The sequence below is a fragment of the Latilactobacillus sakei subsp. sakei DSM 20017 = JCM 1157 genome, from assembly GCF_002370355.1.
GTDB classification, from domain to species: Bacteria; Bacillota; Bacilli; order Lactobacillales; family Lactobacillaceae; genus Latilactobacillus; species Latilactobacillus sakei.
In genome coordinates this window covers 1070447-1095863 of the sequence record NZ_AP017929.1, presented here as the reverse complement: position 1 = coordinate 1095863, position 25417 = coordinate 1070447, and the positions used below count along the sequence as shown (strand labels likewise).

29 protein-coding genes and 2 other annotated features are annotated in these 25417 nt (G+C 41.3%); of the genes, 3 read left to right on the top strand and 26 right to left on the bottom strand.

Features of this window, described 5'->3' with window-relative positions; genetic code table 11:
• Window positions 1–5: 5 nt before the first annotated feature.
• The 11 genes from LEUCM_RS05450 to LEUCM_RS05400 form a co-directional block, all read right to left on the bottom strand.
• Window positions 6–638: a response regulator gene (locus LEUCM_RS05450; protein ID WP_016265428.1), complete on the bottom strand. Its 633-nt coding sequence runs from the start codon at window positions 636–638 to the stop codon at window positions 6–8.
• Window position 639: 1 nt separating this feature from the next.
• Window positions 640–1704 (bottom strand): sensor histidine kinase, encoded by a 1065-nt coding sequence (locus LEUCM_RS05445; protein WP_016265429.1) that lies wholly within the window; start codon window positions 1702–1704, stop codon window positions 640–642.
• Window positions 1701–2459, bottom strand: a complete 759-nt coding sequence (gene liaF / locus LEUCM_RS05440; protein ID WP_016265430.1) for a cell wall-active antibiotics response protein LiaF — start codon at window positions 2457–2459, stop codon at window positions 1701–1703. The genes LEUCM_RS05445 and liaF overlap by 4 nt, the downstream gene beginning before the upstream one ends.
• A gap of 522 nt (window positions 2460–2981) precedes the next feature.
• Window positions 2982–3455: a transcription elongation factor GreA gene (gene greA, locus LEUCM_RS05435; RefSeq protein ID WP_011375067.1), complete on the bottom strand. Its 474-nt coding sequence runs from the start codon at window positions 3453–3455 to the stop codon at window positions 2982–2984.
• Window positions 3456–3476: 21 nt separating this feature from the next.
• The gene (gene udk, locus LEUCM_RS05430; protein WP_226474417.1) at window positions 3477–4151 is read right to left on the bottom strand and encodes a uridine kinase; all 675 of its coding nucleotides are present in this window, start codon (window positions 4149–4151) and stop codon (window positions 3477–3479) included.
• A 39-nt stretch (window positions 4152–4190) separates the two neighbouring features.
• Entirely contained in the window at window positions 4191–5342 is a 1152-nt protein-coding gene (gene mltG / locus LEUCM_RS05425; protein WP_016265432.1) for an endolytic transglycosylase MltG, read from the bottom strand.
• Between the two features lie 85 nt (window positions 5343–5427).
• On the bottom strand, window positions 5428–7848 hold the full coding sequence (gene pheT / locus LEUCM_RS05420) for a phenylalanine--tRNA ligase subunit beta (RefSeq protein WP_025016020.1): 2421 nt from the start codon (window positions 7846–7848) through the stop codon (window positions 5428–5430).
• Between the two features lie 3 nt (window positions 7849–7851).
• Complete coding sequence (pheS, locus tag LEUCM_RS05415; RefSeq protein ID WP_016265434.1) at window positions 7852–8898, bottom strand: phenylalanine--tRNA ligase subunit alpha; 1047 nt, start codon at window positions 8896–8898, stop codon at window positions 7852–7854.
• 44 nt (window positions 8899–8942) lie between these two features.
• Window positions 8943–9139, bottom strand: a binding site (T-box leader).
• A 34-nt stretch (window positions 9140–9173) separates the two neighbouring features.
• Complete coding sequence (locus LEUCM_RS05410) at window positions 9174–9530, bottom strand: winged helix-turn-helix transcriptional regulator (RefSeq protein ID WP_025016021.1); 357 nt, start codon at window positions 9528–9530, stop codon at window positions 9174–9176.
• Between the two features lie 79 nt (window positions 9531–9609).
• A complete protein-coding gene (locus tag LEUCM_RS05405) occupies window positions 9610–10122 on the bottom strand; it encodes an HD domain-containing protein (RefSeq protein WP_016265436.1) in 513 nt (170 codons plus the stop codon).
• Between the two features lie 113 nt (window positions 10123–10235).
• Complete coding sequence (locus tag LEUCM_RS05400) at window positions 10236–10997, bottom strand: TrmH family RNA methyltransferase (protein ID WP_016265437.1); 762 nt, start codon at window positions 10995–10997, stop codon at window positions 10236–10238.
• Window positions 10998–11126: 129 nt separating this feature from the next.
• On the opposite strand from LEUCM_RS05400, the gene LEUCM_RS05395 reads away from it, so the two are divergent.
• Entirely contained in the window at window positions 11127–11405 is a 279-nt protein-coding gene (locus LEUCM_RS05395) for an acylphosphatase (RefSeq protein WP_016265438.1), read from the top strand.
• 62 nt (window positions 11406–11467) lie between these two features.
• Window positions 11468–12457, top strand: coding sequence for a membrane protein insertase YidC (gene yidC, locus LEUCM_RS05390; protein WP_025016022.1), 990 nt, complete (start codon window positions 11468–11470; stop codon window positions 12455–12457).
• 199 nt (window positions 12458–12656) lie between these two features.
• On the opposite strand, the gene LEUCM_RS05385 is transcribed toward yidC, so the two are convergent.
• From LEUCM_RS05385 to LEUCM_RS05330, 12 genes are all read right to left on the bottom strand, one after another.
• Window positions 12657–14159, bottom strand: coding sequence for a HAMP domain-containing sensor histidine kinase (locus LEUCM_RS05385; RefSeq protein ID WP_082267605.1), 1503 nt, complete (start codon window positions 14157–14159; stop codon window positions 12657–12659).
• Window positions 14156–14842: a response regulator transcription factor gene (locus LEUCM_RS05380; RefSeq protein WP_025016024.1), complete on the bottom strand. Its 687-nt coding sequence runs from the start codon at window positions 14840–14842 to the stop codon at window positions 14156–14158. Before LEUCM_RS05380 ends, LEUCM_RS05385 begins: the two co-directional genes overlap by 4 nt.
• A 259-nt stretch (window positions 14843–15101) precedes the next feature.
• Window positions 15102–16523 (bottom strand): NADP-dependent phosphogluconate dehydrogenase, encoded by a 1422-nt coding sequence (gene gnd, locus LEUCM_RS05375; protein WP_016265442.1) that lies wholly within the window; start codon window positions 16521–16523, stop codon window positions 15102–15104.
• 165 nt (window positions 16524–16688) lie between these two features.
• Window positions 16689–17249, bottom strand: coding sequence for a DUF177 domain-containing protein (locus tag LEUCM_RS05370; RefSeq protein ID WP_025016025.1), 561 nt, complete (start codon window positions 17247–17249; stop codon window positions 16689–16691).
• Window positions 17243–18418: a nucleotidyltransferase gene (locus tag LEUCM_RS05365; RefSeq protein WP_025016026.1), complete on the bottom strand. Its 1176-nt coding sequence runs from the start codon at window positions 18416–18418 to the stop codon at window positions 17243–17245. The genes LEUCM_RS05370 and LEUCM_RS05365 overlap by 7 nt, the downstream gene beginning before the upstream one ends.
• Before the next feature lie 8 nt (window positions 18419–18426).
• On the bottom strand, window positions 18427–19158 hold the full coding sequence (locus LEUCM_RS05360; protein ID WP_025016027.1) for a class I SAM-dependent DNA methyltransferase: 732 nt from the start codon (window positions 19156–19158) through the stop codon (window positions 18427–18429).
• Window positions 19155–19514, bottom strand: a complete 360-nt coding sequence (gene rsfS / locus LEUCM_RS05355; protein WP_011375083.1) for a ribosome silencing factor — start codon at window positions 19512–19514, stop codon at window positions 19155–19157. Before rsfS ends, LEUCM_RS05360 begins: the two co-directional genes overlap by 4 nt.
• 12 nt (window positions 19515–19526) lie before the next feature.
• Window positions 19527–20129, bottom strand: a complete 603-nt coding sequence (yqeK, locus tag LEUCM_RS05350; RefSeq protein WP_016265446.1) for a bis(5'-nucleosyl)-tetraphosphatase (symmetrical) YqeK — start codon at window positions 20127–20129, stop codon at window positions 19527–19529.
• Complete coding sequence (locus tag LEUCM_RS05345; protein WP_016265447.1) at window positions 20122–20769, bottom strand: nicotinate-nucleotide adenylyltransferase; 648 nt, start codon at window positions 20767–20769, stop codon at window positions 20122–20124. Before LEUCM_RS05345 ends, yqeK begins: the two co-directional genes overlap by 8 nt.
• A gap of 15 nt (window positions 20770–20784) precedes the next feature.
• Window positions 20785–21102: a YhbY family RNA-binding protein gene (locus tag LEUCM_RS05340; RefSeq protein WP_011375086.1), complete on the bottom strand. Its 318-nt coding sequence runs from the start codon at window positions 21100–21102 to the stop codon at window positions 20785–20787.
• A gap of 22 nt (window positions 21103–21124) precedes the next feature.
• Window positions 21125–22261: a ribosome biogenesis GTPase YqeH gene (gene yqeH / locus LEUCM_RS05335; RefSeq protein ID WP_011375087.1), complete on the bottom strand. Its 1137-nt coding sequence runs from the start codon at window positions 22259–22261 to the stop codon at window positions 21125–21127.
• The gene (locus LEUCM_RS05330) at window positions 22254–22784 is read right to left on the bottom strand and encodes a YqeG family HAD IIIA-type phosphatase (RefSeq protein ID WP_016265448.1); all 531 of its coding nucleotides are present in this window, start codon (window positions 22782–22784) and stop codon (window positions 22254–22256) included. Before LEUCM_RS05330 ends, yqeH begins: the two co-directional genes overlap by 8 nt.
• A gap of 196 nt (window positions 22785–22980) precedes the next feature.
• Here LEUCM_RS05330 and LEUCM_RS05325 point away from each other — a divergent pair, with 196 nt between their 5' ends.
• Complete coding sequence (locus LEUCM_RS05325) at window positions 22981–23916, top strand: NADP-dependent oxidoreductase (protein ID WP_025016028.1); 936 nt, start codon at window positions 22981–22983, stop codon at window positions 23914–23916.
• A gap of 75 nt (window positions 23917–23991) precedes the next feature.
• Here LEUCM_RS05325 and rplT read toward each other — a convergent pair whose 3' ends face one another.
• The 3 genes from rplT to infC form a co-directional block, all read right to left on the bottom strand.
• Complete coding sequence (rplT, locus tag LEUCM_RS05320; protein ID WP_011375090.1) at window positions 23992–24351, bottom strand: 50S ribosomal protein L20; 360 nt, start codon at window positions 24349–24351, stop codon at window positions 23992–23994.
• An 84-nt stretch (window positions 24352–24435) separates the two neighbouring features.
• Entirely contained in the window at window positions 24436–24636 is a 201-nt protein-coding gene (gene rpmI, locus LEUCM_RS05315) for a 50S ribosomal protein L35 (protein ID WP_004265303.1), read from the bottom strand.
• A 33-nt stretch (window positions 24637–24669) separates the two neighbouring features.
• Window positions 24670–25173, bottom strand: coding sequence for a translation initiation factor IF-3 (gene infC, locus LEUCM_RS05310; RefSeq protein WP_011375091.1), 504 nt, complete (start codon window positions 25171–25173; stop codon window positions 24670–24672).
• A gap of 56 nt (window positions 25174–25229) precedes the next feature.
• Window positions 25230–25361, bottom strand: a sequence feature (ribosomal protein L20 leader region).
• Window positions 25362–25417: the final 56 nt, after the last annotated feature.

Below are 25417 nucleotides of genomic sequence, written 5' to 3'. Positions count from 1 at the left end.
TTAAATTAATCCGCTAATTGGTGCTTGATGGCATAAATTGCGGCCTGCGTCCGATCGTCGACTTGTAACTTCGCTAAAATATTGGAAACATGCGTCTTAACCGTTTTAAGTGTAATGAATAATTCATCCGCAATTTCTTGATTACTGCGACCCTTGGCAATCAAACCTAGGACTTCTCGTTCACGGTTCGTTAAATCTTCGTATAACTTTGTTTCTGCCTGATGCGTCATACGATTCATCATCTTATTAGTGACTTCAGGTTCTAAAACTGATTGCCCCGCAGTTGTCTTCCGAATCGTGTTGGCAATCTCTTCGGCCGTCGACGTTTTTAATATGTAACTTGCTGCACCAGCTTCGATTGCTGGGTAGACTTTTTCATCATCAATAAAGCTGGTTAGAATAATAATCTTGGCTTGAGGCCAAGCCTTTAGAATCGTCTTAGTGGCTTCAATCCCATCCATTTCAGGCATGACGAGATCCATTAAAATCGCATCTGGCCGTAGTGCCAATGCCTTTTCGACACCTTCACGACCATTAACCGCTTGATCGACCACTTCTAAATCGTCTTGCACCCCTAAATAAGTTGAAATCCCCAATCGAACCATCTCGTGGTCATCTACAATCAATACTTTTATCACTTTAATTTCGCTCCTTCAAAAGTGGTACTCTAATTTCAACGCTTGTGCCTTGGTTGGGTAAACTAATAATCTTAGCCGTTCCGCCAACCGATTGTGCTCGCTCTGTAATGTTATTTAAACCGTAACTGCCAGCCTTTTGCGCAACCTTTGGATCAAAGCCCTGGCCATCGTCCATTACTTTCAATAAGACGCTCTGACCGATTTTTTTCAAATAGACTTCAATTTCTTGAGCCTTCGCATGCCGCAAAGTATTTGATAATAATTCTTGGACAATTCTAAACAGATTATCCTCAATCCCACTTGGTAGAGTAACATTATCAATATCCCAAGTAATTTCCACCGCAATTTTAGTCTTCAATTCATTCAACAACTGAATAATCCCATCGCGTAAACTCTTACCTTCCAACGTGACTGGCCGTAGATGTAACAACAATGCCCGCATCTCTGACTGCGCATCATTCAAGACCCGCTCAACCGTCGTTAGCGATTGTAACAGCTGCGGATTATCCGCTTGTTTTTGGGCCACTTCGCTTAACGCCGATAACATCATCGTCGCCGCAAATAACTGCTGACTAACGGAATCATGCAACTCGCGAGCTAGACGGTGCCGCTCTTGGGCCAAAATTTCTTCTTTTGTCTCACCCGCAATCACAGGTGGCCGATCACTATAACTTTGAATGTCACGTTGTAAGCGTATCATTTTTTGTCGTAATTGTTCAACTGTTTGTTCGATTGTCATCGAAAAATTACCATTATCGGCATTAATTTGTTTAAAAACGGGTGATTCATACTGTCCGGAAACTAAATATTGTAATTGGCTCTCCGTATGTGAGACCTGTTGACGCAAAACGAGATAAAAAATACTCGTCACAACCGTCGCCACAATTAACGCTGCCACAATAATATAGGCAATTAACGGTACATAGAAAAAGCGGACTGTTGCTAAACTTAATAACCACTGGTCCTGTTGGATACTATAGAAATACGCAAAAAATAACGCCACTGAAAACAGAAGCGTCAACAATCCGGTACTAATAAACACAAAACTGCGCGCGAGTTTACTCATACTAGAATCACCTCAAGATCGCCAATCACGACATTTGTGATAATTTTCAGATGGCGACTTTCTTCATCATAATTGGTACTATACAACTGAAGTGACTCATTTTTCAAGTGATATTGTTGCTCGTCAATCGTGACAGTCCCTAGCATCGCCGAGTGGTCTAAATAAATCCCGGTGCCAACTGGTACTAAAATCCGCGTTTTACCAAACCCTTTACGAATGACAATATGGTTATCATCCTTAGGCAAAATCGTACTGCCTAAATCAATAATCGTATCACCAGCTAAGACGGCAAAGTTAATATCATCCCATTCAAAAATATTCGTCCCAATCGTCTGATGACCAAACCAATTATGCCGTGTAACAGTTGCTTGTTTTGGCTTGGGGGCAGTCGTATTAATCGGTATGAAATTCTTTTTGCGCCATGGTGCATTTTCAAATAAATTGTTTAAATTACGGTTATTAAAATGACTCGCATGACTATGGTTGATCGCCATGAAAACAACCGCAACAATCAACATCAGCCATAATGAAAAATTAATCAACAATGGCACTGCGACCGCCACACTACTCATCATCGTTAGAAACGTCGTCCAAAAGCCCCGCTTATTAGCCATTCGGCGTTTATTAGCCCAGACTAATCCGAGAATCCCGATAATAATATAAACTAAATAAGGCGGATACGTAATAATCTGCCATATAAAGGTACCAAAGATGATTGCTTCTACGATTAAAAAAATCCGCCAGAAAAACGGCATAATTTGGTCTCCTCTCAACTCTTTAAAATCATTATACAAGCTTAATCATTAAACGCCAATCAGTCTAGGGGCTGATTAACATAAAAAGAGTGCGTTGTCAGTGGTTAACTTTTGCGCATTTGCAGAACTTAGCGAATTGGTGATGAAATGACCGGTTTGATAAGTTTAGCAAAGCACAGAAGTCAGTTTCAAAAAGCACATTTAAAATAAGAGTGCGTCGTAACCCCGGTTATATCCTGAGGATTAACACAGAGTGACGAATAATCGCACGGCGATTGTTTGGTGCTCAGGGTTAACCGAAAGGATATGGGTTACAGAGCACGTTCAGACTATAAAAGTTCAACTAAAAAAAGAGCCGGGACAAATTAACTTTGTCCCGACCCTTTTAGTTAGCAGGTTATTTTTGAAACGTGCTTCTCAAACTGTCTTTTCCGGTTAGCTACATAGGTCAAATAATCGACTATCGTCGCTTATCCGCCCTATTAGGCTAATCCTCAGGTTGCACCCGCTTAATGACGCACTCTATTTAACTTCCGTAATGGTTACGTGCATGTCGCCGCCTGGTGTTTGAACCACGACTTTGTCACCGACGTGTTTGCCAACTAATGCTTGGGCAATTGGTGAGTCATTTGAAATCTTACCGTTAAATGGATCAGATTCTGCAGCGCCAACAATTTGATAAGTTTCTTCTTCGCCATCTTCATCATCTGTGAAGCTGACAGTTTTACCAACAGCGATTTCATCAACAGCAATATTGTCAACATCAATCACTTCAGCAAAACGAAGCATGTTTTCAACTTCAACGATCCGTGTTTCAAGTGAGCTTTGTTCATCTTTAGCAGATTCGTATTCAGAGTTTTCTGATAAATCACCGAAACTACGTGCAATCTTAATCCGATCGATTACTTCTGGTCGTTTAACCATTTTTAAGTTTTCAAGTTCTTTAGCTAGGTTTTCTTTACCTTCTGCAGTCATTGGGAATTTTTTTTGTGCCATTATAGTCACCTCGTTTAATTATTAGTCATTCATATTTAGAATAGATTGAATCTTCGTTACCAAGAGATCAATCGCCACTCGGTTGTTACCACCTTCGGGCACGATTAAATCTGCATACCGTTTTGTTGGTTCAATAAATTCGTGGAACATAGGTTTAACTGTCTTGAGATATTGCATCACAATATCATCAAATGAACGTCCCCGACTCTCCATATCACGACTCATCCGTCTTAATAAACGAATATCATCATCCGTATCAACGTAAACTTTGATGTCCATCAAATCACGTAACCGGGCATCCGCTAATACCAAAATTCCTTCCAAGATAATCACATCTTGTGGTTCCACATGGACAACTTCATCTGTCCGGTTGTGGATCTTATAATCATAAACAGGTTGTTCAATTGATTGATGATTTTTCAACATGGTTGCTTGTTCGATCAATAAATCAGTATCAAACGCATCTGGATGATCATAGTTGGTTTCTTGGCGTTCTTCAAACGAACCATCTTGATGTTTATAATACGCATCCTGTGGTAATAACATCACCGAATGGTTTGCAAATTTTTGTGCGATTGCCTGGCTAACAGTGGTTTTGCCACTACCTGAACCACCAGTTACGCCGATAATTATGGGTGCTTTTTTTTGACTCGTCATTAGACGCTCCTTTTTCTCAACTTCTTTTTGGACAGACAGAAGTCGACCCCGCTTGAGGTCGACTTCTATGATACATTACTAATCTTCGATCGAGCTCGTTGTGTCTGTATGTTGCTCGAAAGTCTTCGAGTAATAAACCTTACCCGTCTTCAAGTTAGCCACAAAGTAGAGATAACCTTGATCACGATCAGCTGGGTTTAAGACCGCCGTTATAGATTGTAAACTTGGCGAGTTAAATGGTCCTGGCCCGTAACCTGAATGAACATAGAGGTTATAAGGTGAGTCGACTTTAGTATCTTTATTATAGAGATGTGTCTTATGCGTATTCAATGCGTACATAACAGAAATATCTGATTGAATTGGCATATCAATATCTAAACGGTTAAAGAAGACACCAGCAATCTTTTGACGATCACTTGCGGTTACCCCTTCACGTTCAACTAATGAGGCCAATGTTAATGTTTGTTGAACAGACAATTTCTTATTCTTCATTGTTGCATAATATGGTTGTAAGTTTTGATCCGTTGTCTTCACCATTTCGGTAATCAATTCTTTCAACGTGCTGTCTTTATAGACCTCATACGTTGCTGGGAAGAGATAACCTTCTAAGTGATAACGAACGTTCTTCTTAGCCATCGTTGATGACAAGAGTTGTGGGTATTTCTTCTCAAGACTTGCCAAGAATTTCTTATCTTGAACCTGCTTCATGAAAGCAGCCTTCGAGAATTTGGTTTCCTTGCCGACTGCAGTTGCAATCTGTTCAAGGGTAACCCCTTCTTTGACTAAGACCTTACCCTTCGAATCGCGAGGACGGGTTGGCGTCCCTTCTTTTTGAAGGTTGGCAATAATCTTATCTAAGCTCATTGATTGTTTCAAAACGTGATAACCAGCTTGGAAATCGGTAAAGTTATGTGTCTTCACGTAATAGTTAAAGACAGATGCATTCCGAATGAGTCGCTTATCTTGTAAGATAGCGGCAATTTCCTTGTTGGTTGATCCGTTAGGAATCTGAACCGTAATTTCTTGTTTAGCATTTGTGTTATAAGGTTTCAACGATGATTGGACAAAGCGATACCCCATAAAACCAATAATGATGACTAAGGCTATCAGGATACTAATAATCCAATAGACAATTTTATTAGCTGCTTTTTTTTCAGCCCGTCGTTCAGCGTATTGCCGTTCTTCAGCCGTTTTTTGATCAACTGGCTCCTTTTGATCAGCATTCTTCAAAGGATGACCTCCTAATTGCTCTTTTAAATACAATCCTTAAAACATTATACCAAATTATTCAAAAATTGCATTAAAGATTCGTAGATTAACGGACTTTCGCTTGGAAAGTTGCCACTAAGTGTGCCACAACTTTTTCAAAAGCCGCGTTAACTTCTTCTTCTGTTAAAGTAGCGTCTTCATTGAGATATGTCAATGTATAAGCCATTGACTTCTCGCCAGCTTCGATATGACTGCCCGCATAAACGTCGAATAATGATACTGAAACAAGATAACGGCCGCCTTTTTCCTTGATTGCGTTGACCAATTCAGCATTCGTAACTGCTTCAGGCACTTGTAAGGCAATATCCCGTGTCACTTCTGGGAACTTAGGTGCTGGTTTGGCAATAATTGTTTGGCGTTGTAATTCTAAGATTTTAGCCAAGTCTAATTCAAAAATATAAGTTTCTTTTAAATGTGTGGCTTTCGCAATTTTAGGGTGGATTTGACCAACAATTCCGATGAATGTTTCACCGACATAAATAGCGGCGGTCCGACCCGGATGCATCTCTGGATAAGCATCTGTTGCTTGGTAGGCAACTGCTTCTTGCAAGTTATAGCTAGCCATCAAGGTATCAACAACACCCTTGATTGTGTAAAAATCCACTGGTGCTGCCGCTTCTTGCCATGATTTCACTTGGCGATTACCGCTCATTAAACCAGCAACATATTCGACTTCATTAGGACGCGCTTGATCAGCGTGTTGTAAAAAGACACGGCCTTGTTCGTACAATGCTAAGTCTGTTTGTTTCCGTGCGACGTTGTAGGCAGCATCATCGAGTAAACCAGTGACAAGATTCATTCGTAAATAAGCATGATCTTGCGTCATTGGCCAATCAAGAACAGTCGCTGTTTGTTTAGCAGCTAATGCAAATTGCCCTGCTTTTTCTTCGGTCGTCAAGGCATAACTAATTGCTTGGGTTAAACCAGCACCTTCAAGCGTATGACGTGTCCGGCGTAGCGCCTTTTGTTCGGTTGTCAAAGCACCAGTTGTCATGTCGCCAGTTGGTAATGTACTTGGTAAATTATCGTAACCGTATAAACGAGCGATTTCTTCAATCACGTCTGCTTGGATTTCAATATCCCAACGACGGGCAGGAATTGTCACCGTCAATTGGTCAGCGTTGTTAACCACTTCAAAACCAAAACGTTCAAGTAAATCAATCATCGTTTGAACACTCATGTCAGTGCCTAATACACGGTTGACCCGTGCTGAATCGATTTGAATTACTTTAGGTTGTGGTGCCAAGTTTGTTGGGCTCACTACCCCAGCAGTCACTTGACCAGCGCCTAATTCAGCCATCATGGCTGCGGCAGCATCTAAAGCCACTTGAACATCAGCAACATTCACGCCTTTTTCAAAACGTGATGAGGCATCTGAACGTAAGTTATGGCGTTGCGCCGTTTTCCGAACAGCCGTTGGGGCAAAAATAGCAGCTTCGATAATCACATTTTTAGTATTAGCCGTAATTTCTGAATTGAAACCACCCATAACACCAGCTAATGCGATTGGTTGGTTGCCATCTGTGATGACAATATCTTCATTGGTTAAATCATGTTCTGCTTCATCAAGAGTCGTTAACTTTTCGCCTGTTTTAGCTAAACGGACTTCAATTTGTTTGTGATCGCCAGTTAAAGTATCGGCATCAAAAGCGTGTAAAGGTTGACCGTACGTTAACATCATGTAGTTCGTCACATCAACAAGGTTATTGATGGGGCGAATACCGGCATTCCAAAGCCGTGTTTGTAACCACAATGGACTTGGTTGGACTGTGACGTTTTGTAACATGCGCAAGTGATAACTAGGGGCTAATTGGTCATCAGCCACTTGAGCGCTCACTTGATCTTTTGTTTGAACATCACTTTCTGAAACAGCTACGTCTTCAAAATGAGGTGTCAATGATTCAATAGCTGCTACTTCATGAGCCACACCGTGAATCCCAAGCGCATCGGCCCGGTTAGCTGTTAAATCAAGATCGATAATGTAATCAGTCATCCCAAGTGCTTCGTAAACTTCAGTACCAGGTGCAATTGCTTCTGGAAAAACGAAGATGCCATCAACATATTCTTTAGGTACAACGCTATCGGCAAAACCAATTTCTTGTAGGCCACAAATCATGCCCATTGAAACAACGCCTCGCATCTTGCCTTTTTTAATCTTCACGTTGTCTGCAATTCGTGAGTTAGGTAAAGCAACAATCACGTATTGACCAGCAGCCACATTAGGGGCGCCACAGACAATTTGGAAAGGTTCTTCTTCACCAACGTCGACTTCACAAACGTGTAGGTGATCTGAATCAGGATGTGGTTCGCAACTTAAAACGTGTCCCACAACAATTTTTTTCAAGCCAGCACTCATTTGCGCAACGTCTACGACTTCGATCCCTGTTCGGGTAATTTTTTCTGCAAGTGCTTCTGGCGCAGTTGTTAAATCTAAATAGTCTTTTAACCAGTTATAAGATACTTTCATTGCTTAACCCTCCTGTGTGAATTGATTTAAGAATCGGACATCGTTTAAATAGAAGTTCCGAATATCATCCACACCATATTTCAACATTGCAAACCGATCGATCCCAAGTCCAAAGGCAAAGCCACCGTAAACTTCTGGATCAACACCACCGGCTTTTAAAACGTTTGGATGCGTCATCCCAGCACCTAAAACTTCAATCCAGCCAGTTTGTTTGCAGACGTTACAGCCTTCACCATTACAACGGAAACATGAGATATCCACTTCGACAGAAGGTTCCGTGAATGGGAAGTAACTTGGCCGGAAACGTAGATTACGATCTTCACCAAAAATATGGTGAATTGTGTATTCTAAAGTCCCTTTTAAGTCAGCCATCGTAATGTTCTTATCAATCACTTGACCTTCCATTTGGTAGAACTGATGTGAATGTGTTGCGTCATCTGTATCACGACGATAAACACGCCCTGGGCTAATCATCTTGATTGGGCCGTTAGCAAAGTCATGGCTTTCAAGGTCACGTGCTTCATTAGGTGACATATGCGTCCGCATCAACGTATCCTTGGTAATGTAGAACGTATCTTGCATATCACGAGCAGGGTGATCAGCAGGCATGTTTAACATTTCAAAGTTATGCTTTTCATCTTCCACTTCAAAACCGGCAACAACTTGGTAGCCCATCCCGATGAATAAATCTTCTAAATCATCAATCACTTGGGTTAACACGTGCGGTGTCCCCTTTTTAACGGGTTGACCTGGTAATGTGACGTCGATTGTTTCGTGTGCTAATTGAGCGGCTTCTTTTCTAGCTTCTAATTCTGCTTTACGGGCTTCAATCGCTTGGGCCAAATCACCCTTGATCTCGTTTGCAAAAGCCCCTACTTTAGGCCGTTCTTCGTTACTTAAGTCCCGCATACCACGTAAAACTTCCGTAATAGGGCCTTTCTTACCAAGTACTTCTACTCGAATCTGATTCAATGCATCTAAATCAACAACTTTTTGGATATCTTGCAAACTCTTTTGTTGCAAGCGTTCCAACTGTTCCTTCAATGACATTTGATTTCCTCCTTATTTTTGCCAACAAAAAAAGCCTCGTCCTCAAAAGGGACGAAGCTTCGCGGTACCACCCTAGTTTATGACCTAGTCATACACTCAAGTTTGCGTAACGGGCAATACCGGACTCAACGGTCAACTCTGAAAGTGAACTTCACCTAAACTCAACTGAATAACTTGCAGTCTATGATTATTCTCCCTGAAAGTTGGTTGTTAGGTTACTCTTTTTCATCTTTGTCTATAAACTTTATTTTAGCGTAAATTCAATGATTAAGCAACTAGTCGTTCGTATCGCACCATTGGTCAGACCAATTATGAACGGCATTCATAACAGGTGCTAGCGATTCGCCTTTTTCAGTTAGTTGATATTCGATCAACGATGAATCGGCACTCGTTATTCGAGCAACGATTCCGGCTTGTTCTAATTCCTTCAAGCGTTCAACTAACACACGATCACTGCACTTAGGTACACTATGAACCAAATGCTTGAAGCGCTGTGCGTCCCCTTCTAATAATACATCAATGATCAGACCATTCCATTTCTTCCCTAAAATTGAGAATGTTTTTTCAAATTTAGGACAGAGTTGGAAGGTCTCTTGACAGTCAGAAATAGCATTTTCTTTTACAATACTCATCATTACTCACCTCACACTTATTATTAATAAGTGTACTCAAAAAGGTTGCAAAAAGCAACCTTGAGGATTGGCACATCTTCTATTTGTTAGTTTGTGTCGCAATTGATTGATGTAATACCTTTTGTTTGAATTTTGTCCAAAATGGTGAGCAAAATTCGGTTACCGCACAATAGTCATCGACCAATGACACGATATAACTCTCCCGATATTTTGGATGGCTAACTGTCGCCCCCCACATATGTTTGACAATAATATCTTTTTCCATTGGTGACAATTCGGTTAGTTTCTCAGCGTTCCGGAGTGCAATCCGTGGGTGCACATAAGCATGCGTCCCAAGATCGAACTTCGTGTCACGCCAGTCGTAGTAGAACAAATCATGTAATAAGCCTGCGCGGGCAACTGAGCGGACGTTAAGATGCCACTTCTTGGCAATCTCGTAGCTTCGATAAGAAACACTAAGTGAATGTTCTAAACGATCCGAATGATGATGCTGTGTGTAATTTGCTAATTTTTGAACTTCTTCTTTTTCTAACAAATCGGCAATCAATGCCATATAATCTGCATCTTGATACCACTTAGCTGTTGCGTTCATTCAAAGACTCCTGACTGATTTAAATTCAAATTCTGCTACAAGAATAACAGCTTTTTGATCAAAAAAGAAGTCATTCGCTTCAAAAAAAACGCTTCATTAAGAAAACTTAAGAATTAGCCTTCGATTAATTTAAACATTAAAATCCCAGCAGCGACTGCGACATTCAATGATTCTGCATTCCCAGGAATTGGAATATAAAGGTTTTGTGTTGTGGCAGCTAAGACGTCTTTTGCAACACCATTACCTTCATTACCTAAGATCAAAGCCATGTCAGCTGCCTTAGGTACATCTTGATAACTGATGGCTTCTGGGTTTAATTCTGTCCCATAAACTGGCACGTCTTGTGAATTGAATTTCTTCATCCAGTCCATTAAGTTGCCTTGATAGATTGGTAAATGGAAGTGACTGCCTTGCATTGACCGCAATAATTTGGGATTGTATAGATCAACACTACCGTTCCCTAAAACGACACCGGCAAAGCCAGCAGCATCAGCTGTCCGAATCATTGTGCCGATATTACCAGGATCTTGAACGGCGTCTAATAACAAGTAACGACCCGTTAATTTTTCAGGCATTGGTGTTTCTGACATTTCAACAACGGCAAAAATCCCTTGAGGGGCTTTTGTTTCGCTAAGGTGTTGGGCTACTTCAGGTGCGATTTCAAAAGTATCGTCGTATAAACCACGTAAGGCGCGTTCATCAACGTATTTTTCTGTCGCAAAGACTTGGCGAATCACCGCTTTATTTTGGATGGCTTCTTGCACTAAATGCCAGCCTTCTAATAAATAAGTATTTTCTTTACGTTGGTTTTTCTTAACGGTTAATTTCTTAGCCGCTTTAATCTTAGTATTTTGGTTCGATTGAATGTATTCCATGTTGTGCTCCAGTCTATTTAGTACTTTCTATTATACGCGACTTGGGCTGTAAATTCTATGGGACCCTCGTCTTGCTTTTTAATCGCCAAATCACCGCCAAGCGATTACAATAGACTGGAGGTGATTTATATGCAAAAAGCAGTCCAATTAGATGTTTTTGGTCGGGTTCAAGGTGTTGGTTTCCGGTGGATGACTAAACTGGTCGCTGATCGATTAGGGATTACTGGCACGGTTGCCAATCAACCCGATGGCTCTGTCAAAATTATTGCGATGGGTCCCGATGCCCTTTTGGAACAATTCATCGGTGCCGTCAAAGCGTCACCGACACCCAGTGGTCGCGTTGACCGCGTCATCCAAACACCCCTGAAAGATGTGTCAGCGTGTCATAAATTTTCAGTTGTCGGTTGAAAAACGTAGCCCCTTACAGTATAGTTACACTTATTGAAACTTATCTTGAAAGGGCTAAATTTATGAAAAATTCAAAACGCTTCGCAACACTTGCGATGCTAGCAATGACCGTTACATTATTTCTATCCGGCTGTATGCCACAAAAAATGAGTAGCCATCCTAAAGTCCCAACCGGCTTCATCTATGGCTCATCGTACAAATACATCGCCGTCCCATTACAACATATTATGGAACGCATCGCTGATTTCTTCGGCGGAATCAATGGTTACGGCTGGGCAATCATCATCATCACCTTCGTGGTGCGGATGATTTTACTCCCATTAATGCTTAACCAATCAAACAAAATGACTGCGCAACAAGAAAAAACGCGTCGTTTGAAACCACAATTAGATATTGTACAAGCACAACAAAAGGTTGCGACAACACCTGAAGAAAAAGCCGAATTAAGCCAATTAATGATGAAGGTTTATAAGGAAAATGATTCAAGTATGATGCCTAGCCTTGGTTGCTTAACCTTATTAATTCAATTACCAATCTTCTCTGGTTTGTACCAAGCCATTCAATACTCACCAGAAATTTCAAGTAGTCACTTCTTCGGGATTGGCTTAGGTCAACCTAATATCATTATCACCATTATCGCGACCCTCTTTTACGTTGGTCAAAGCGCCCTCTCACTTGTTGGGATGCCCGCTGAACAAAAGAAACAAATGCAAACAACCGTCCTCATGAGTCCTGCGATTACATTCTTCATTTCGTTATTCGCACCAGCTGGGTTAGCACTTTACTTCCTTGCCGGCGGGATGATTATGATTATTCAACAAATGATCACAACCTTCATCATCATGCCACGTGTTAAAAAACGCATTGATCAAGAAATTAAAGAAAAACCAATCGTCACAGTTGTGACAAAAGACATGTTCACTAAAAAAGCAGCTGCTAAAGCGACTGAAACACCTGTAACAACAGAACCAACGCACACTAATAAGGCAACGACGCCTTCTGAAACAGGCAAACGTAACTCAGGCAAACAACGCCACAAACCACAAGCATAATTAGAAATACTAAAAGAGGCACAGACAAAATGATTTTGTCTGTGCCTCTTTTTCGATATCCAAATATTAATGGTATAAACGTGTTCTATAAGTCATATCCTTCCGGTTAACCCTGAATGTCAAACGACTGCTTGCAGCAATCATTCGCCATTCTGTGTTAATCCTCAGGACATACCCGACTTATGGCACACTCTCTTTTTTAATTATCATCTTCTGATGTGGTCTTTGTTTCTCTAACGAGTGGTAATTCAATCCGGAAGACTGATCCGTGTCCGACACTACTTTCAAGTGAGACATTACCATCGTAGCCTTCGACTAATTGTTGGGCAATGGCTAATCCTAAACCATTACCGCCTTTTTCCCGACTCCGAGCTTTATCAACCCGGTAGAAACGGTGGAAGACTTTTTTCTTATCTTCTTCCGAAATCCCCTCACCAAAATCTTGAACGGCAACTTGCGCGTAACGCTCGTCGTTGGCCACCGCAATATGAATTTCCTTACGGGTTGTTGAGTATTTAATCGCATTATCCAATAGAATAATCATGATTTGTTCCAGATGATTCCGGTTAATTTTGACCAACGCTTGACCGTGCAAATCATCATCCAAAATAAACGTGAATTCCGGATAAAGCATCTCAAAGTTATGGTAATTTTGTAAGACAACCTTACCAACATCCGTCACTTCTGACGTGCCTTCGGTCACCGCTTGATCGGCCCGCGTTAAATCTAGCATTTCTTGGATCAAATTCTTCATCCGTAAAATTTCTTGCAGTGAAGCTGCCAGAGATTCCGATAAAACTTCCGGATCATCTTTCCCCCAACGATTCAACAATTGAAGATGCCCTTCAATAATCGCAACCGGTGTCCGTAATTCATGGGAGACATCACTCACAAATTGGTCTTGCTGTTCAAAGTAGTGCTGAATCCGGTTTAGCATTTCGTTAAAGGCCACGACTAAGTCCGAGAGTTCGTCTTGGCTGCGACCTGTCTCTGGAATGCGGGCATCTGAATTGGGTTCAACGTTAATCGCTTCAATCGTTTGCTTCATCGCTTCAATCGGCCGCAAGAACCGGTTCGCTAATAAGTAGCCAATCACAGCGCTAAACAACATTGCAAATAACACAACGACCACTAAAACAATCCGTAATTCTAGCATCGCATGATTATAATCACGCAAATTATTGGTAACCTCAACATATCCGATAGTACGGTTCGTATTGGCCGCCTTAATGGGACGAATCCCAATCAAATGAATCTTCCCAAAGATATGCTCCCGCTTTAAAACATCGGTATCTTGCTTTGGAAAAGACGTAGCCCGACCACGCGAGGCAAATAACCCTTGCCGATTTTGATCATAAACTTTAACCGTCGTATCCTGTTGCGCTAAGCGCATTAAGACGGAATCTTGATAGATTGCTTTTGATTGTCTCGGCGCTGGGTCGAGTTGACCCGTAACAAAGTCCGCGGTCAACGCTTTTTCCGGGCGGGCCAATCGTTGCTGGATCACAGTAACCGTATCATGAACATTATCGACTTCCTTATGCAATAAAATGTTCGAAATACTACTGAAAATCACAATTGAAAAAATCGCAAAGGTGATAAAAATGGCCAACCCAACTGCAGCTGCCCATTTCACCTTTAACGATATTTTACGACCCTTATTATTATTTTCACTGGGTGTTTCTAAGTCATTTGTTATCACGAGCGCATCACATATCCAGTTCCCCGAACGGTTTGAATATAGCTTTGTTCGCCCGTTCGATCGATTTTATTCCGTAAATAACGAATATAAACATCGACCACGTTCGTTTCAACGTCGGAATCATAACCCCAGACCTTGCTTAACAAGACATCCCGCGCTAAAACCACGTTGACGTTTTCCATTAAGGTTAATAGTAATTCGTATTCACGTTTCGTTAATTCAATAATATCATCACCACGACGAACGATTCGGTTTTCCTTCTCGACTGTTAAATCGCGATAAGTCACCGTCGTTTGTTTGGCAGCGTTATGTTCGCCTTCAATATCGATCCGGCGTAACAAGGCGCGTAGACGAGCCAAAAGTTCTTCAATCGCAAATGGTTTAACGATATAATCGTCAGCACCATGATCGAGCCCTGATACCCGATCAATGACGGAATCGCGCGCTGTCATCATAATAATCGGTGTATTTTTAACTTGTCGAACCCGTCGGCAAACTTCTAACCCGTTTAATTCAGGTAACATTAGATCCAATAAAATTGAACCCCAGTCTTCGTTTAAAGCAGCTTCTAAACCAGTACGCCCATTGAAATGTACTTCGGTCTCATAGCCTTCGTGCTTTAATTCAAGCTCAACAAACCGGGCTAAATTTTTCTCATCTTCAATAATTAATATGCGACTCATTTAGTCACTCCCTAAAAAAAGAAATTTAATGTCCACGCTGAACGTTCTTCGTAGATAAGAATTCTCTAAGAATCAACTCGTCAGTAGTAGCCACTTACTCATTCATTTTAGCATAGTTCCTCATAAATAACTAACAAATCTCTCTACAAAGCACGCACGGCTAATTATTTAAGCACCACAATGGCGCAGTTGGTAACGCCTCAAAAAAATCCAGACGAAAATGAGGCTTTCGTCTGGATTCTTTAGATTCGATTAAAAATTATTGTTCTTTGTACCATGTGTAATGGAAGATGCCTTCACGGTCTGTCCGTTCGTAAGTATGGGCACCAAAGTAATCGCGTTGTGCTTGGATTAAGTTAGCAGGCAATACTTCTGAACGATATGAATCAAAGTATGTGATAGCAGCTGTTAAACCAGGCGCAGGCACACCTTGTTGGATTGCTAATGCAGCAACATCCCGAACAGCACCTTGATAGTTCTTAGTAATATCTAAGAAGTAATCATCCAATAATAAGTTATTTAAGTCAGCTTTCTTATCAAAGGCATCCGTAATCTTTTGTAAGAAACGAGCACGAATGATACAGCCAGCACGCCAGATTTTAGCGATTTCGCCGTAGTTTAATGACCAGTCATATTGATCTGAAGCCACACGCATTTGTTCGAAACCTTGTGCGTAGCTCATGATCTTACTGAAGTAAAGTGCTTGACGAATTTTTTCAATCAATTCTTTCTTATCTTCAGTTAACTTAGCAACTGTTGGGGCAGGTAAAATCTTGCTTGCAGCAACACGTTCGTCCTTCATTGCTGAGATATAACGTGCATAGACTGATTCTGTAATCAATGATTGTGGCACACCTAATTCAAGGGCACTTTGTGAACTCCACTTACCAGTTCCTTTGTTACCAGCAGCATCTAAGATAACGTCTACGATTGGCTTGTCTGTGCCTAAATCGTCTTTACGTGTCAAGATGTCAGCTGTGATTTCCATCAAGTAACTGTCTAATTCGCCGTGGTTCCATTCTTTGAAGACATCAGCGATTTCTTCTACAGATAAACCAACAACGTTTCTTAACAAGTTATAACTTTCTGAGATTAATTCCATGTCGCCATATTCAATCCCATTGTGGACCATTTTGACATAGTGACCAGCACCGTTAGGGCCGATGTATGTGACACATGGTTGGCCGTCTTCAGCTTTAGCTGACATTTGTTCCAAGATAGGGGCAACTAAGTCATAAGCTTCTTTTTGACCACCTGGCATCATTGAAGGACCTTCTAGGGCACCTAATTCGCCACCAGAAACACCCATACCAATAAAGTTGATACCTGATTTATCTAATTCGGCATTCCGACGAATTGTATCGCCGAAGAAGGTGTTCCCACCATCAATTAAAATGTCGCCTTTATCTAATAAAGGTAACAATTCGTTGATAACGGCATCTGTACCGGCACCAGCTTTAACCATCAAGATAATCCGACGTGGTTTTTCTAATGATTTAACGAAGTCTGCGATTGTGTAACTTGCAACTAATTTCTTTTCGCTATGATCTTGCATCACAGCTTCTGTCTTAGCACCAGTCCGGTTATAAATGGCAACTGTATAACCGCGGCTTTCAATATTCAATGCTAAGTTCTTGCCCATAACTGCCATCCCGATAACACCGATTTGTGGTTGACTCATGTAAAAGGCCTCCTAATAAGTTCTAATTTAATGGTGTATTATCTACTCAAATTGCTTAATACACTTACTCTGATTATGTTAGCAGAATTGTTCACTAAAGAAAAGCATTTTAACCCATTTGGGCCGGTCCATTTTATAAATTAGTGCAAAAAAAAGACGCCCGTCTTAATCGGCGTCGTTTTCTTGTGCTTCTAACAATGCTTTGAGCTTAGCTAATTCTGGATTAGGGGCTTCAGCCTCTTCTGCCTGTTGCTTAGCGTATTCTTCTTCAGAGATAACTGACCAAGCTTGGCCCGTTGGCATCACGTCTTCATTTTCTTCTTCCGGTGTCAAAATATGACTCGGAATGTGTAATAAGATGTGATCTTCAACAGCCACTTGCATGTCTAACATTTCACCTTCTAATGGGAACAACATGTCCTCATCAGGGAAACGTGATAATTCTTCGTCCGTTGGATCAACATAAATTTCAGTGAACGTAAAATCAAGTGGGAGTGCCACCGGATTCAAACTCCGTGTTGATGGGACCGTTAGTTGTCCGACCACGTGTAAGTCAGCGATGATGGCCCGTCGATCAACGGTTAATTGACCGCTGATGACAAACGGCGTTGCTGACAAAACATCATTTTCTCTTTCGTGGAGTTGTTTTTCTAAATCAACTGTTTCTTCAAAAGCAAGCGGATGTTCACGATGCTTTTGTAATGCTTGTACTGACCATTTTAACAATGCGCTTCATCCTTTCCATGATAAAAAATCGGTTGTCTGGCAAAGTTTTGCGACTGCCAGCCAAATTGTTCTCGTAAGCGATCAACGCGGACTTCTAAGCCCAATAAACCAGTTTCGGCCCCCATTTTGGCGGAAACCTTACTGATAATGGGTAAATCAGTCGTCTTCTTCAACTGGTGTAAGTGTTGCTGCCCAATGTCATTAAAGCCCAACAAGCGAATATAAGGCCGTGCAAGCCCTTGTTGAATATCCGCTGGCTGAATGTTTAATAAGACATATAGGCAAACCCGTTGGAGCCGGGCATACGTATATCGTTTTGTTTTTAAGGATTGTAATAAGTCGGTATAACTATTGGCTTTGTGAATCACCTTTTTGAAACGGTATTCCAAGCCCTCTGACATCTGGTAGACCTGCCGTAATTGTGCTAGTGACAGACTCTCGATGCGGTATTTTAAGAGTGGCCATAGTTGGTCTTCTGTAAGAATCGTACTATCAGCTAAGGCTGCTAGGGTTTCTGCCGGGACAACGTGTTGTAAGGCTGCTAAATCGGTGCCTTGCGTCACAATCTTGCGAATCGCACTCGCACTTGCATACGGTGCCGTTGAAATGGTCTGATCCCCATGTTGTGCTTGTTCTCGCTTGATAGCCAATAAGTTTAACGGTTGCGCTAGACGTGCATTAGCGACCGCGTAACTGATTCCTAATAGATGGTTTGGTTGATCAATCTGCAAGGACAACTGTTCTTGATAGAACTCGTTAAGCTGCGTTGCGTACGTTTTTTGATAGTCAACAAAAGCAGCAGATTGCTCAGGTAAGTCGATAATCTGCTGCCCCGCTTGTTGATAATCAAATGCCGGTTGCTCACTGCCAAAGGCGATTGTCTGACAGCCAAGTGCCGCTAACAGTTGCACTGCCCCAGCCGCAAAACGATCAGCTGGTTGCACCGCACTCACAAATGGCAATTCGACCACCATATCCGCACCATTTTGCAACGCTAATTTGGCTCGCGTCCACTTATCCAAAAGGGCTGCTTGCCCGCGCTGAACGTAATTCCCGCTCATGCAGACAATCACTAAATCCGCTTTGGATTGCTGACGCGCCTGTTGAAGTTGATAGATATGCCCATTATGTAGCGGATTGTACTCCGCAATAATTCCTGTAATTCTCATACTAACCTCTATTTAACTGCGCTAAAGAACCAACGAACACTGTCATCTTGAACCGCTTCTTGACCAAAATCAGCGCTGACTTTAATTTGTTTAAAGCCCACCGCTTCTAAAGCCGCCACAAAGTCAGCCATTGGATACGTCCGTTCATGATGTAATTCGTTTAATTCTTGGTAACCACCAAGTTGTTCGTCCCAAACGAAGAAGGTTAAATCATGTTCAACTGAATGAGGCACTTCGCCTTCATAACTCGTCCACATAAAGGCCGTTTCTTCGGTCCGATCATTATACATAAAACCGGGGAATAAAACATCCATTTGATAGAGTGAATGCGCATCAAATAAGAATTGACCGCCCTCTACCAGTTGTTGATAAACCTGTTTAAAGACTTGTTGGACCTGATCCAAATCTTGCATGTAGCAGATTGAATCGTCAAAACAAGTGATCGCATCAAATGTGCCCACTTCACTAAGATCTAACATGTCGCCTTGAAGTAATGGGAAACTGACGCCCGCTTCAGTCGCTTTTTCAGACGCAATACTCAACATTTCTGTTGAAAGGTCCAAGCCAACAACGTCCAGTCCTGCTTGCTTTAAAAGGATCGCTAAATCGCCAGCCCCACAAGCGAGCTCTAAAACGCGGTGTTGATTTTGCAACGTTTGTAATGTGTAATCGCGCCATTGACCATATAATTCATGATCCATTAAGCGATCATAGACCGTTGCGAAACTTTGGTAAATCATTCTTCTGTTAACCATTCTGAAACATCAACCATTGGTGCTTCATCCCATAATTTTTCAAGGTTGTATAATGCACGTTCTTCTGGCATGAAGACATTGATGACAAGGTCGCCAAAATCCATTAAGATCCAACGTGAACCTTTTTTACCTTCAATTTTCTTAACCATCAAACCAGCTTCTTCTTCAGCATCTTCAATAGCGTCCACAATGGCGTCTAATTGGCGTTCTGAAGAACCAGTCATCATTACGAAATAATCAGCTAATAAACTGATACCTTCCATGTTTAATGCCACAATATCTTCTGCTCTTTTACCGTCTGCTGCTTTAACAGCAATTTTTAATAAGTCTAAACTTTTCACTAATGTTCTCCTTTAATGGGCTTGAGTTGGCACCCAAGCATTGTATGTGTCAATTGTTTTAGGATAAATCTTCTTTTGCCCTTCAATTAAAAAGGTCAACGTATTTAAAATTTCAAACCGCACGCCAGCCGCTAAATCAGCGAAGGCAGTTTCCCGCGCTTGTGCCACGCCTGGAAAATCACGACCCGGTTCGATGAAGTCAGCAACAAATAAGATTTGATCAATGACTGTCATCTCTGGGGCGCCAATCGTGTGGCGACGGACCGCGTTTAAAATTGTTTCGTCGTGAATGCCTAAGTCACGTTCGATGAAGTAAGCACCGACGACACCGTGCCAAATTGCATTACCGTATTGTAACAATTCCGGATCAAAGCCAGCTTCATGAATCGCTTCAATAAAGACTTCGTCTGGTAATTGCTTGGCATAATCATGCACCAAACCAGCAATCGCTGCCCGTTCAACATCGGCATGATTAAGCTCAGCGAGCTTAATCGCAGTCTCTTCAACGCGTAAACAATGTTGAAAACGGCCCTCAGATAAATTGGCAGCCACTTTTTGCGCTAGTTCTGCGCGTGAATACGGCACAATATTTTCTTGGTAAGTAAAATCACTCACGGTATAACCCTTCTTCCTCAATATAATCCGCCACTTTAGTCGGTACTAAGTAGCGAATTGAACAACCCTGTTGCACCTTATTGCGAATCTGAGTTGAACTAATATCGACAAGTGGTGCATCAACCCACAATACTGGATAAGGCGTTTGGCGACTATAGCCTGTTCGTTGAATGCCAACAAACTGCACGAGTTGCACTAAGTCATCAATCCGGTGCCAAGTCGGTAAATAATCGACCATATCGCCACCGATGATGAAATAAAAATCCGTATTGGGGTATTGTTTCTTTAACGCCACAATTGTGTCATACGTATAACTGACACCACCGCGTTCAATTTCAGCCATTGATAATTCAAAAAGTGGATTATCGGCAATCGCCCGTTTGACCATCTCAACGCGATGTTTGGCGGGTAACGTTTTTTTGGTATCGACATGTGGCGGGGTCGCATCCGGCATGAATAAAACTTTATCCAAACCTAATTGCGTCCCCACTTGTTCAGCCATGATGAGATGGCCTAAATGTGGTGGGTTAAAGGTGCCACCCATGATACCAACCTGTTGTCGTTGTTTATCTTCGACAACTAAGACAGACGGTTTTGACTCTGATACACCGTGCACTTTTTTTAATGTTGCATTTTGCATCTCATCACCGCCTTATTAACGTCCGAGCTTAGTAACAATCGTTGAAATTTTTTGGTATTTTTCTTTACGTGATGCCTTATAAATGACCAATGTCCGGCCAATTTTTTGGGCAATTTCAATCCGATTATCATGTTGCTTCAAGAAGTTGGCTAATTCATCAACCGTTACCTCTGTTGTTTGCAATAAATTAATCTTGATTAATTCTCGTTTTTCGATAGCTTCTTCGATTTGTTCGAAATAAGCTTCTGACAAACCATTCTTACCTAATTGGAATAATGGTTTTGTTGTTTGCGCTAATCCTCTAAGATAGTGCTTTTGTTTACCTGTTAACACGCGCGTTACTCCCTTCGCTAACCTAAATAAGTGCTTTTCTGATCATCACTGAAACGCCTTTTGGTGCGTACCCTGCGACAACCACATTTTCTGGTAATGTAATCCAGCCTAAACCGGCGAAGACTAAATCACTTTTTTCTTTTGTTGAAAATTCATAACGTTGTAAGTCTGGAAAATCCGCTAAGTCTTCTGGATGAGGTGGCTGTAATAAATCACCTAACTGTCTAACATAGAAATTATCCGCATTTTCTAATTTTGTTCTGTGGATGTAAAGTTCATTATCAAAGTAACCAACAAAACCGTGACGAGGCCCTTGAAGATAATCAAAACGTGCCAAGCCGCCTAAAAATAGCGTTTGTTGTTCATTTAATTGATAAACTTTAGGCTTGATTTGCTTTTGTGGGGCAATCAAACGAAGATCCTTATCATGTAAGTAATGCGCCATTTGTTGCGCATGAATAATCCCTGGTGTATCAATTAAAGCATGATCATCTTCATATAATGGAATATCGATCCGATCCAACGTTGTTCCTGGGAATTGTGACGTTGTAATCACGTCGCTGTCCAAAATCCCAGTTTGTTTGATGATGCGGTTAATTAGCGTTGATTTACCAACGTTAGTTACCCCAACCACGTATACGTCGCGACCTTTTCGTTCCCGTTCGATAACTGCTAGTAAGTCATCGACTGAGTTCCCTTTTTTAGCGCTGACCAACATGGTTTCAATTGGATGTAAGCCATGTTCCTTGGCTTCTTTTTGAATCCAGTTGATGACGCGGTTAGGATTAAGGGCTGTTGGTAAGATATCGACCTTATTGCCGACCAAGATTACTGGGTTATCACCGATGAAACGGTGTAATCCGGGAATCAAGCTCCCGTTAAAGTCAAAGATATCCACAACGTTGACGATTAAAGCATCACTATCACCGATTTGGTTGAGTAACGCTAAAAAATCATCATCGTTTAACTTGATATCACTGATTTCATTATAATGGCGCAATCTGAAACAGCGTTGGCAATAAAGCTGACCCGTTTCCAATCCTTTTTTAAGGGCAGAATTAGGGGTATAGCCTAGTGCTTCCTTATCAGTCGTTTGAATCTGAGCACCGCAACCAATACAAAATAGTGCTTCTTCAGTCTGTTGTTGTTCTTCAGTCATTTAAATCCTCCCGCCAAGTTAAATCTGCGTGTTTTTTTAGTAGTTGTTGCATAATATATTTTTCAAAAAAGCGATTAATAGAAGTATTCCAAGCGTCACTATCAATAATTGGTTTCACTAAGATTGTCCGGACACCGGCAATATTGCCTGCGTGCATATCGGTAATCAATTGATCCCCAACCATCACCACTTCGTGACGTGATAAACCGAGTTGCTTCTTAGCTTTCACAATCCCAGTCGCCAATGGCTTATTAGCTCTGGCGATAAAAGGTAATTGTAATTCGGCCAACGCGTGTTGGACCCGTTGCTGATTATTATTTGAAACCACCATGACCGTAATCTCAGCGGCTTGCATTTGTGCTAACCATTCTTTGAGTTGCGGCGTGCCGTTTGGGTTATTCCAAGCAATTAAGGTGTTATCAAGATCCGTCAAAACGGCTTTAATGCCTTGTGCTTTGAGTTGTTCTGGTGTTAAGTCGTAGATTGCATTAACCATCCAAGTTGGCTTAAAATTCTTTAGCATGCATTTGTCTCCTTTAATCTAGTCACTGACTAATTATAGGTTATTTAGTAATAAATTGCACCTTTACGAGGTTAATTATTTGCCCATTCTAATTGCTTTTCAATTTTCTCAACACTTTCTTCACAATCTAAGTCAAACTAATCGACATTTAAGCGCTTTTCTGGTACGTTTAAAGAAATTGAGAGGATGTGTTGTTATGGAAAAATTTGGGTTTAATCATTTTGGCGGACCGGATGTTTTTGAAACATTGAATCAATCGCAACCAGTGCCAAAGGCAAATCAAGTCTTGATTAAAGTACTCGCGTTTGGGCTTAACCCTTACGATGTTGCCCTTAGAACCGGTTCACAACAAACAGTGCGTCCTTTACCAATGCCAATCGTCCCTGGGACAGATGTGGTTGGTGAAATTGTAATGCTTGGCGCAGACGTTACCGATTATCGTATTGGTGAACTAGTTATTAATCATCGCCCACTCGGCGGTTATAGCGAATTCGTCACAGCTTCAACCAACAAAATCATTCGCAAACCTGTTAGCCTCAGCATCGCTGAAGCTGCTGGTCTCGCAAGTGCTGGTATTACCGCTTATAACACGTTAATGCACTTTACGAACTTTAAACATGGCGATACAATCGCTATCATGGGCGCTAGCGGGGCTGTTGGGAGTTTACTCACTCAACTCAGCCTAGCTGCTCATTTAAACGTCATTGCGATTGCACACAGTTCAAACCTTGATTATTTACGATCATTTGGCGTTCAAGAAACAATCGCCTATGACCAACCAGGCGATTTAAGTCACTTTAAACAAACGGCCAAGATTGCTGTCAACCTCAGCCGCGATCCAAAATCAACTGAATTATTGAATAAACTTGTCCAACCAGATGGTTTCTTTGCAAGTACAACAATCATGCCAAGTGAAGCAGAACAAGTGGCTGGTGTCACTTACCAATCTGTCTATCCTCGCCGTGACTATCCTGATTTGACAGCCCTTCAAGATTTAAGTGAACTTATTGATCAAGGCCTATTACACGTCACAGTCCTTGAAGAATTACCTTTCACACTTGAAGGCGTCATCAAAGGCCATCAACTTTTAGAAAGTCACCATGCACCAGGTAAAATCATCGTTTCCCGTTAAAAATAATGCAATTTATAAAGAAAGAGTCTCGAACAAAACGAAGTTTTGTCCCAGACTCTTTTTTGGTCTTATTAATTATTTGTTTAATGCAGCTTTAGCAGCTTCAACAACTGATGTGAATGCAGCAGCATCGTTAACAGCTAAGTCAGCTAACATCTTACGGTTCATGTCGATTTCAGCGACTCTTAAACCGTGCATTAATTGGCTGTATGACATATCGTTCATACGAGCAGCAGCGTTGATACGAGCAATCCATAACTTACGGAAGTCACGTTTACGTTGACGACGATCACGGAATGCGTAACGGTATGAAACCATTACTTGAGTATTTGCTGATTTGAATAATAAATGTTTAGCGCCGCGATAACCCTTGGCTAATTTTAAAATCTTTTTACGACGTTTGCGCGTCACTGTTCCACCTTTAACACGTGGCATAAGAATTTCCTCCTTGAATAACAAACAACGTCAAAGCGTTGTTGTAGTGATCTAATTTTTACTTGAATCCGAAAATGCTATGGCTTATTTAAGGCCTGATAACATTTGACGGATACGTCTCATATCGCTATTTGAAACCATTCCAGATTTTCTTAATTGACGACGTTGTTTCTTAGTCTTACCGTGGAAACGGTGACTTGTGTAGGCGTGGCTGCGTTTTAGGCCGCCATTACCTGTACGTTTAAAACGTTTTGCTGAAGCACGGTGTGTCTTAAATTTTGGCATGATATTTCCTCCTAATAAATCAGAAACAGATTTTTATTTTTGGTCCTTAAGCGGTTCTAACATTAAGAACATGCTACGGCCATCCATTTTAGGACGTGCTGTAACTTTAGCGATGTCCTCTGTTTCTTTAGCAAGTCTTTCTAATACACGTTGACCAATTTCTTTATGCGTAATTGCTCGGCCCTTGAAACGAATAGAAGCTTTCACTTTATCGCCCTTGCCAAGGAACTTACGTGCATTGTTCAACTTAGTATTAAAGTCATTTTGTTCAATTGTGGGACTAAGACGAACCTCTTTGAGGCTAATGGTTTTCTGCTTCTTACGAGCATCACGTTGTTTCTTTTGAAGCTCGAAACGGTACTTACCATAGTCCATAATACGAGCAACGGGTGGTTTTGCGTTTGGTGAAACCAAGACAACATCCATATTAGCTTGTTCAGCTAATGCAATTGCATCCTGTGTACTCTTGATACCAAGTTGTTCGCCATCTTGAGCAATCAAACGTAATTCTCGTGCACGAATACCATCGTTAACCATCAAATCTTTTGCTATGACTCTTCACCTCCATAAAATTTAGAGAGAAAATGCAGCTAAGCACCAAAAAAACGGCCCCTTCAACAGAAAGGCCCGCTATTCGATAACTTAATTCGTCCGAATTAGAAACTATCAGCCCAGAGACATCAAGTGTCTACTAAGGCGAGAAGCGGGAACTTCTGCTTTATTTCTCAACGAAAATAAGTATACTCGGTTTAAGTTTTAAAGTCAAGGTAATCCCAACTGA